The sequence below is a fragment of the Variovorax sp. 10L421 genome (assembly GCF_056395365.1).
In genome coordinates this window covers 1-9,199 of the sequence record NZ_JBFTJJ010000050.1, presented here as the reverse complement: position 1 = coordinate 9,199, position 9,199 = coordinate 1, and the positions used below count along the sequence as shown (strand labels likewise).

Sequence of the window (9,199 nt, the reverse complement as noted above, 5' to 3'; positions counted from 1 at the left end):
ATTTCGGCTCGGGCTGGACGTGGCTGGTGAAGAAGGCCGACGGCTCGCTGGACATCGTGAACATGGGCGCCGCGGGCACGCCGCTGACCACCGGCGACACCCCGGTGCTGACGGTGGACGTGTGGGAACACGCCTACTACATCGACTACCGCAACCTGCGCCCGAAGTTCGTCGAGACCTTCCTGGCCAAGCTGGCGAACTGGGACTTCGCGGCGAAGAACTTCGGCTGAGCCCGGGTTTCTCCAGCAAAAAGCCGACCCATGGGTCGGCTTTTTTGAGGGCTTGAGACGGCAGATGCTCAGCGCTTGCCGGCTGCGAACAACTCGCCGCCGAGCTTGGCTCCCTTCTTGATGTTCTTCTTGGCGAACCAGCCCTGGTTCATTTCGAGCACGTAGCGCACCGGCTCCAGCGAGCAATGCGAGTTCTCGGTCATGGGCTGCATGTCGACCAGGTTGACGATGCGGCCGTCCTCGGCCACGAACGCAGCGGTCAGCGGCAGGATCGTGTTGCGCATCCAGAAGCATTGCGTTGCAGGCTGCTCGAACACGAAGATCATGCCTTCAGCCTGCGGCATTTCCTTGCGGAACATCAGGCCGATTTCGCGTTGCAGGGGCGTTTGCGCGATCTGCGCGTCGATCTTGTACAGGCCGACCGACAACTGCGTGCGTGGCAGGTCGGTCTGGGGTTGCTGCTGGGCATGAGCCGGCATCAAAAAGGACGCAGACACGAGGAGCAGGGCGGCGAGACGCTGGAACATCGGGGACAACTCTTTCAGAGCGGGGCGAAGCCCAGCCCGTAACCAATAAAAATGCCCGCTGATGCGGGCATTGCCGGTGAGCTGGAAAGCTTACACCTTCTTGGCGGCAGCCGTGTGGGCCTTGGCCACGTGGCGAACCTTATGCTTCTTGGCAGCGGCGTGCTTCTTGGCGGGCGCGTGCTTGGCCATCTTGGGAGCGGCTGCGGCGGGAGCGGCCGCGGGTTCGGCTTGTTGAGCGAAAGCACCGACGGCGAAGAAACCGGCGACCAGGGCTGCGAGCAGCTTGTTCATGAACATATCCTTTGAAATTCGTTGATCTGGATTGCCCTCCCTGCGGAAGGTAGACATTCAACGAAAGCCGTTTCGCGCGGTTGACAGCCACGCAGCTCCCTCGATCAAAAAAAAAAGCGCTCGGAAGAGCGCTTTTTTTTGGGAGGCAGACCGAATTACTGCGGGGTGCCGCCTTGGGTCGACTTGCGCTTGATGCTGCCGTCCTTGTTGCGACGACGCTGGTCGCGGGTTTCAGCGCGCTTCTCGCCAGAGGCAGCAGCCTTGTCGGTGCCGATGGCGCCGCCTTCGGGCGTCTTGGCTTCGTCGCCGCCAGCAGCCTTGACCTGGCCAGCGGGCTTGGCAGCCTTCTTGGCTTCAGCACGTTGCTGCGACTTGCTGTTGGTGGCGTTACCTTGTTCGGGCGTCGTACCGGCCGGGTTTTGGGCGTAGGCGCCAGCGGCGAACAGGCCAGCGATCATGACTGCGAGAATTTTGCTCATTGATGATTCCTCTATCGAGAATTGGTTGGAAACGCCTCCCGGCGAGCAGAAGGTCAGCCACTAACGAGCCCATTGGCTCGCCGGTTGACAAACGCTTGCTGATGGGCTGCGTCTAAAATGTACAGCGATTTGTTCACAGTCTGTACAGCGAATCCACGCCGTGTCTGAATTCGCTGACAGTCGTCAAAAATTACGTCAATTCCGGAGCCATCCCCTCTCATGACCAGTTACCAGCACATCAAAGTCCCGACCGACGGCCAGAAGATCACGGTCAACGCCGACAACTCGCTCAATGTGCCTGACCAACCGGTCATTCCCTTCATCGAAGGCGACGGCACTGGCCTGGACATCACCCCGGTGATGTTGAAAGTGGTGGATGCGGCGGTGGCCAAGGCCTACGGCGGCAAGAAAAAGATCCACTGGATGGAGGTCTATGCCGGCGAGAAGTCGACCAAGGTCTATGGTCCCGACGTCTGGCTCCCCGAGGAAACGCTGCACGCCGTGCGTGACTATGTGGTTTCCATCAAGGGCCCGCTGACCACGCCCGTCGGCGGCGGCATCCGCTCGCTGAACGTCGCGCTGCGCCAGGAACTCGACCTTTATGTCTGCCTGCGTCCCATCCAGTACTTCGAGGGCGTACCCAGCCCGGTGCGCGAGCCGCACAAGACCAACATGGTGATCTTCCGCGAGAACTCGGAAGACATCTACGCCGGCATCGAGTTCGAAGCCGAGAGCGACAAGGCGAAGAAGCTCATCAAGTTCCTGCAGGACGAAATGGGCGTCAAGAAGATCCGCTTCCCCAATACCTCGGGCATCGGCGTCAAGCCCGTGTCGAGGGAAGGTACCGAGCGTCTCGTGCGCAAGGCGTTCCAGTACGCCATCGACAACGACAAGCCCAGCGTCACCCTGGTGCACAAGGGCAACATCATGAAGTTCACCGAAGGTGGCTTCCGTGACTGGGGCTACGGCCTCGCCGCCAAGGAATTCGGCGCCGAACTGATCGACGGCGGGCCGTGGATGAAGTTCAAGAACCCGAAGACGGGCAAGGAAATCACCGTCAAGGACAGCATTGCCGACGCCTTCCTTCAGCAGATCCTGCTGCGTCCTGCCGAGTACAGCGTGATCGCCACGCTCAACCTCAACGGCGACTACGTGTCCGACGCCCTGGCCGCGCAGGTGGGCGGCATCGGCATCGCCCCGGGCGCGAACCTGAGCGACACCGTCGCCATGTTCGAGGCCACCCACGGCACGGCACCCAAGTACGCTGGCAAGGACTATGTGAACCCCGGTTCCGAAATCCTCTCGGCTGAAATGATGCTGCGCCACATGGGCTGGAAGGAAGCCGCCGACCTCATCATCAGCTCGATGGAGAAATCGATCGCCAGCAAGAAAGTCACCTATGATTTCGCGCGCCTGATGGACGGCGCCACGCAGGTGAGCTGCTCGGGATTCGGGCAGGTGATGATCGATCACATGTAATTGCCATGGTTGCTCGTCGATGCCTGCCGGCGTCGAGCATCAAGCCCCTGAGCTGCCGAAAGGCGTTCAGGGGCTTTTTCATTCATGTGCTCGCCTGAGCTCGTTTCCTGGCGAATTCTCCGGAAATTCCGTCGTCATTCACGGTGCAAGACCCTTGATTTGTCGAATACACGTCACCAAGTCTTCCTGCGCCGGCACGGCGCTTGCACGCTCTATAGAATCATTTTCATGGCAACGAGAATTCCAAAAACTCCCAGCACCCCCCCGGCCCAAAAACCGGCCGGGGATGACGGGGATTCGGTCGTCCTGGAGCGCCGGCCGCAAAAAACCGCGCCGCCCCAGATGTACCAGGTGGTGATGCTGAACGACGACTACACGCCAATGGAGTTCGTGATCGTCGTGCTGCAGGAATATTTCAGCAAGGATCGCGAAACCGCGACTCAGATCATGCTCAAGATCCACCTCGATGGCCGAGGCGTCTGTGGGGTTTATTCCCGCGACATGGCGGCCACCAAGGTCAACCAGGTGATGGAGGCCGCACAGCAGGCCGGGCATCCACTCCAATGCGTCAGTGAACCTGTTGCATGAACCAGTTGAATTGCGCAAGCTCCAACCCATCTGAGAACTTATTTACAGCAAGGCAAAAGGAAATCACATGATTGCCCAAGAACTGGAAGTCAGCTTGCACATGGCCTTCGTCGAGGCCCGGCAGCAGCGCCACGAGTTCATCACCGTGGAGCATCTGCTGCTCGCTTTGCTGGACAACCCGAGCGCCGCGGAGGTTCTGCGCGCCTGCTCGGCCAACGTCGACGACCTGCGGGCGTCGCTCACCAACTTCATCAAGGACAACACGCCCCAGGTGGCGGGTACCGACGATGTAGACACTCAGCCCACGCTGGGTTTCCAGCGCGTGATCCAGCGCGCCATCATGCATGTGCAGTCCACCGGCAACGGCAAGAAGGAAGTCACCGGCGCCAACGTGCTGGTCGCGATCTTCGGCGAGAAGGACTCGCACGCCGTGTACTACCTGCACCAGCAGGGCGTCACCCGCCTCGACGTGGTCAACTTCATTGCCCACGGCATCAAGAAGAGCGATCCGCCGGAAGCCGTCAAGGGCAGCGGTGAAGCGCCTTCGGGCGAGGGCGAGGAAGGCGGCGGCGAACGCAACGAGAAGGCATCGCCGCTCGAGCAGTTCACGCAGAACCTCAACCAGATGGCCAAGGACGGCAAGATCGATCCGCTGATCGGCCGCGAGTACGAGGTCGAGCGCGTCATCCAGATCCTGTGCCGCCGGCGCAAGAACAACCCGCTGCTGGTGGGTGAAGCTGGCGTGGGCAAGACCGCCATCGCCGAGGGCCTGGCATGGCGCATCACGCAGGGCGACGTGCCGGAGATCCTGGCCGAGTCGAACGTGTTTTCGCTCGACATGGGCGCGCTGCTGGCCGGCACCAAGTACCGCGGCGATTTCGAGCAGCGCCTGAAGGGCGTGCTCAAGTCGCTCAAGGACAAGCCGAACGCCATCCTGTTCATCGACGAAATCCACACCCTGATCGGTGCGGGCGCGGCTTCGGGCGGCACGCTCGATGCGTCGAACCTGCTGAAGCCGGCGCTTTCCAGCGGCCAGCTGAAGTGCATCGGCGCGACCACCTTCACGGAATACCGCGGCATCTTCGAGAAAGACGCGGCCCTGTCGCGCCGTTTCCAGAAGGTCGACGTGGTCGAGCCGTCGGTGCAGGAAACCGTCGACATCCTGAAGGGCCTGAAGTCGCGCTTCGAGGAGCACCATGGCGTGAAGTACGCGGTGGCGGCCCTGCAGGCTGCGGCCGAGCTCAGCGCCAAGTACATCAATGACCGCCATCTGCCCGACAAGGCGATCGACGTCATCGACGAAGCCGGTGCTGCTCAGCGCATCCTGCCGCCGAGCAAGCGCAAGAAGACCATCAGCAAGACGGAAGTCGAGGAAATCGTCGCGAAGATCGCGCGCATTCCCCCGGCCAACGTCAGCAACGACGACCGCGGCAAGCTGCAGACCATCGAGCGCGACCTCAAGAGCGTGGTGTTCGGCCAGGACAAGGCACTCGAAGTGCTGGCCTCCGCGGTCAAGATGGCGCGTTCCGGCCTGGGCAAGGGTGACAAGCCGATCGGCTCGTTCCTGTTCTCCGGTCCCACGGGCGTCGGCAAGACCGAAGCCGCGAAGCAGCTCGCCTACATCATGGGCATCGAGCTGATCCGCTTCGACATGTCGGAGTACATGGAGCGCCATGCGGTGAGCCGGCTGATCGGCGCGCCTCCGGGCTACGTCGGGTTCGACCAGGGTGGCCTGCTGACCGAGGCTGTCACGAAGAAGCCGCACTCGGTGCTGCTGCTCGACGAAATCGAGAAGGCGCACCCGGACATCTTCAACGTGCTGCTGCAGGTCATGGACCATGGCACGCTGACCGACAACAACGGACGCAAGGCCGACTTCCGCAACGTCATCATCATCATGACGACGAATGCGGGCGCCGAGACCATGAACAAGGCGACCATCGGCTTCACCAACCCGCGCCAGGCGGGCGACGAAATGGGCGACATCAAGCGCCTGTTCTCGCCCGAATTCCGCAACCGGCTGGATGCCATCGTCAACTTCAAGGCGCTCGACGAGAACATCATCCTGCGCGTGGTCGACAAGTTCCTGCTCCAGTTGGAAACGCAGCTCAGCGAGAAGAAGGTGGAAGTCACCTTCAGCGACAAGCTGCGCAAGCATCTGGCGAAGAAGGGCTTCGATCCGTTGATGGGCGCGCGCCCGATGCAGCGCCTGATCCAGGACACGATCCGTCGTGCACTGGCCGACGAACTGCTGTTCGGTCGCCTGACCGACGGCGGCCGCCTCGAAGTCGACCTCGACGACAAGGACGAAGTGCTGCTCGACATCCAGCCGCTTCCGAAGAAGGAAGGCAAGCAGAAGCCCGAAGCAGAGGAAGCAGCAGCAGGGTGAGCCCACTGCGGTTCCAGGAATGAAGTCAAAGGCCGGTAGCATCGCCACCGGCCTTTTTCTTTTGGGCCAGCCATATCGCACAGCCATTCCAACCGCTTTTTCGCCTTGATCCTCCCCGAACTCAGCCACGAATGGAAAACCGGCCTCTCCCTCGCGTGGAGCGGCTACATCGCAGTGCTGTCGATCTGGATCGTGATGCAGAAGCGCGCGCCGGTGTCCACCATGAGCTGGATCCTGTCGCTCGCGCTGCTGCCGTTCGCGGGCTTCGTCATCTACTACTTCCTCGGGCCGCAGCGCCTGCGAAAGCAGCGGCTCAAGCGCCTGCGCAGCCGCGCCAGCGCCTTCGCCCAGGCCGACGTGGCGCGGCTGCGCGATGCGGCGCAGAACGCCCCGCCGGCCCTGCAGCAGATGGCGAAGCTCGGCACGGCGACCTGCGGGCTGCCGGTGTCGAGCGCGGTCGATGTCGAATTGCTCTCGGGCGGGGCGCGCACCTTCGATGCGATCTTCGAGGCCGTGCGCGCCGCACGGAACCACGTCCACCTCGAGTACTACATCTTCGAGCCCGACAGGATCGGCACCGCGCTGCGCGACCTGCTGGTCGAGCGCGCGAAGCAGGGCGTGACGGTGCGCCTGCTGATCGATGCACTGGGCTCCAAGCGCGTCGGTCGCAAGTTCATGGCGCCGCTGCACGAGGCGGGCGTCAAGGTGGCGCTGTTCCACGACACCAAGATCGGCCGCCGCCTGCGCCCCGTGACCAACTACCGCACGCACCGCAAGATCGTTGTGTGCGACGGTCGGGTGGGTTTCACGGGCGGCGTGAACATCACCGATGAGGAAGACAAGCGCACCCGGCCCGATGCGTACCACGACGTGCACCTGCGCATCGAGGGCAGCGCCGTGCGCTGGCTGCAGACCACCTTCCTCGAAGATTGGACCTACGCCACCGGCGAAGACCCGCGTGGCATGGACGACGCGATGAGCGCGATGCTGCCGCAGCTCGAAGCCGGCGATATCCCGGTGCAGATCGTCACCAGCGGCCCCGACAACGCGATGGAGGCCATCCACCGCATGCACGTCGAGGCCATCCATTCGGCCACGCACCGCGCGTGGCTCACCACGCCGTACTTCGTGCCGGGCGAGCCCGCGCTGATGGCGCTGACCAGCGCCGCGCTGCGCGGCGTCGACGTGCGGCTGCTGGTGCCGCGCCGCAGCGACTCGGCCATCGTGAGTGCGGCGGCGCGCTCATATTTCGACGAGCTGATCGCCGCCGGCGTGAAGGTCTGGGAGTACAAGGCGCGCATGCTGCACTCCAAGACCCTGGTGGTCGATGACCATTGCGCGATGATCGGCACCGCGAATTTCGACAACCGCAGCTTCCGCCTCAACTTCGAGGTGTGCGCGGTGGTTTATGGTCCGGAACTGGCCCGGCCGCTGGCGGCGCAGTTCGAGACCGACCTGCACAGTTCCGGCGCGGTGCGCGCCCACCGGCCACAGAATTTCTGGATTCGCCTCGGCGATGCGATTGCGCGCCTGTTTTCACCCTTGCTCTGAATGAACCACACCTTTCTCTGGCACGACTACGAAACCTTCGGCGCGGTGCCGCGCCGCGACCGGCCCTCGCAGTTCGCGGCCATCCGCACCGACGCCGAACTCAACGAAGTCGGCGAGCCGCTGATGATCTATTGCAAGCCCGCGCCGGACTACCTGCCCAGCCCCGAGGCCTGCCTCATCACCGGCATCACGCCGCAGGTATGCCTGGAACGCGGCATTCCCGAGCATGAATTCGCCGCGCACATCGAGCGCGCCTTCTCGCAGCCCGGCACCATCGGCGTGGGCTACAACACCATCCGCTTTGACGACGAGGTCACGCGCTTCCTGTTCTGGCGCAACCTGATCGACCCGTACGCGCGCGAATGGCAGAACGATTGCGGCCGCTGGGACCTGCTCGACGTGGTCCGCCTCACCTATGCGCTGCGCCCCGACGGCATCGAATGGCCGAAGAAGGAAGACGGCAAGCCCAGCTTCAAGCTCGAGGACCTGGCGCGCGCCAACGGCCTGCTGCACGAATCGGCGCACGATGCGCTGTCCGACGTGCGTGCCACCATCGCGTTGGCCCGGCTGATCCGCGACAGGCAACCCAAGCTGTTCGACTTCGCCTTCGGCCTGCACAGGAAGGACCGCGTCGCCAGCGAACTCGGCCTGCCCGCGATGCGCGAGACGGCAAAGCCCTTCCTGCACGTGTCGGGCATGTTCCCGGTCGAGCGCGGCTGCCTGGCCGTGATGTGGCCGCTGGCCAGCCATCCCACCAACAAGAACGAACTGCTGGCCTGGGACCTGGCCCATGACCCGAGCGAGCTGCGCGACATCGACGTCGAGACCCTGCGGCTGCGCCTCTTCACCCGCACGGCCGACCTGCCCGAAGGTGTCGTGCGCCTGCCCTTGAAGGGCATCCACCTCAACAAGTCGCCGATGGTGGTCGGCAACCTGCGCACGCTCGCGCCGGCCATGGCAGGGCGCTGGGGCGTCGATCTCGACACTGCCATGCGCCACGCCGCGATCGCACGCGACCTGCCCGACATGAGCGCCATCTGGTCGCAGGTCTACGCCCGGCCCAAGGAGGCCACGCCCGACGTCGACGAAGACCTCTACGGCGGCTTCGTCGGCAACGCCGACCGCCGGCGCCTGAACCAGCTGCGCAACCTGTCGCCCGAAGAGCTGGCCAAGGACCGCACCGGCTTCGACGACGGCCGGCTCGACGAGATTCTTTTCCGCTATCGCGCACGCAACTGGCCGGAACTGCTGAACGAAGACGAAAACGAGCGCTGGGAAGCTCTGCGCGTGGCCAAGCTCTTCAAGGGCGAAGGCGGGGCGCGCACCATCGAGATGCTGTTCAGCGAGGTTGACGCGCTCTCCGAGAACGCCGACGAGCGCGGAGAGGAAATCCTCGGCGCGCTATACGAATATGCCGAGGCCATCGCGCCCGAGGCCTGAGCATGCCGGCTGCGCCATCGGCGCGTATACGAGCATCTCGCCCGGCGCGCTGCTCTAGATGTGAAGCGTCAAGAGGTTGTTTCTTGACGAGTTGAGTCTGGACATAGGCGCGATACCGCCGATGCCGCTGTGCGGGCGATGCCAGTTGTAGTGGTGCTGCCAGCTCGCCAGGGCATCGGTTCGGTGAGCTGAGTTCTGGTAGGCGGTGAGCTGAGTTCTGGTAGG

10 protein-coding genes are annotated in these 9,199 nt (G+C 63.4%); 6 read left to right on the top strand and 4 right to left on the bottom strand.

Annotated features, from left to right (window positions below; translation table 11 throughout):
* Nucleotides 1-230, top strand: a 230-nt coding sequence (locus AC1DFC_RS29410) for a superoxide dismutase (protein ID WP_478180538.1), incomplete at its 5' end; no start/stop codon positions are given.
* 68 nt (nucleotides 231-298) lie between these two features.
* On the opposite strand, the gene AC1DFC_RS29405 is transcribed toward AC1DFC_RS29410, so the two are convergent.
* From AC1DFC_RS29405 to AC1DFC_RS29395, 3 genes are all read right to left on the bottom strand, one after another.
* The gene (locus AC1DFC_RS29405) at nucleotides 299-757 is read right to left on the bottom strand and encodes a DUF192 domain-containing protein (RefSeq protein WP_007838821.1); all 459 of its coding nucleotides are present in this window, start codon (nucleotides 755-757) and stop codon (nucleotides 299-301) included.
* A 90-nt stretch (nucleotides 758-847) separates the two neighbouring features.
* Complete coding sequence (locus AC1DFC_RS29400; protein ID WP_007838823.1) at nucleotides 848-1,048, bottom strand: hypothetical protein; 201 nt, start codon at nucleotides 1,046-1,048, stop codon at nucleotides 848-850.
* A gap of 155 nt (nucleotides 1,049-1,203) precedes the next feature.
* Nucleotides 1,204-1,527, bottom strand: a complete 324-nt coding sequence (locus tag AC1DFC_RS29395; RefSeq protein WP_413331505.1) for a cell envelope biogenesis protein TolA — start codon at nucleotides 1,525-1,527, stop codon at nucleotides 1,204-1,206.
* A 219-nt stretch (nucleotides 1,528-1,746) separates the two neighbouring features.
* On the opposite strand from AC1DFC_RS29395, the gene icd reads away from it, so the two are divergent.
* The 5 genes from icd (at nucleotide 1,747) to sbcB (ending at nucleotide 8,974) form a co-directional block, all read left to right on the top strand.
* The gene (gene icd, locus AC1DFC_RS29390; protein WP_007838827.1) at nucleotides 1,747-3,006 is read left to right on the top strand and encodes an NADP-dependent isocitrate dehydrogenase; all 1,260 of its coding nucleotides are present in this window, start codon (nucleotides 1,747-1,749) and stop codon (nucleotides 3,004-3,006) included.
* Nucleotides 3,007-3,234: 228 nt separating this feature from the next.
* Nucleotides 3,235-3,594, top strand: a complete 360-nt coding sequence (gene clpS / locus AC1DFC_RS29385; RefSeq protein WP_042674481.1) for an ATP-dependent Clp protease adapter ClpS — start codon at nucleotides 3,235-3,237, stop codon at nucleotides 3,592-3,594.
* 67 nt (nucleotides 3,595-3,661) lie between these two features.
* Nucleotides 3,662-5,983, top strand: coding sequence for an ATP-dependent Clp protease ATP-binding subunit ClpA (clpA, locus tag AC1DFC_RS29380; RefSeq protein WP_007838831.1), 2,322 nt, complete (start codon nucleotides 3,662-3,664; stop codon nucleotides 5,981-5,983).
* Between the two features lie 105 nt (nucleotides 5,984-6,088).
* Nucleotides 6,089-7,534, top strand: a complete 1,446-nt coding sequence (cls, locus tag AC1DFC_RS29375; protein ID WP_007838834.1) for a cardiolipin synthase — start codon at nucleotides 6,089-6,091, stop codon at nucleotides 7,532-7,534.
* Complete coding sequence (gene sbcB / locus AC1DFC_RS29370; protein WP_413313572.1) at nucleotides 7,535-8,974, top strand: exodeoxyribonuclease I; 1,440 nt, start codon at nucleotides 7,535-7,537, stop codon at nucleotides 8,972-8,974.
* Nucleotides 8,975-9,028: 54 nt separating this feature from the next.
* Here the strand turns inward: sbcB and AC1DFC_RS29365 are convergent.
* A partial coding sequence (locus AC1DFC_RS29365; protein WP_478180539.1) for an integrase core domain-containing protein occupies nucleotides 9,029-9,199 on the bottom strand: 171 nt, incomplete at its 5' end.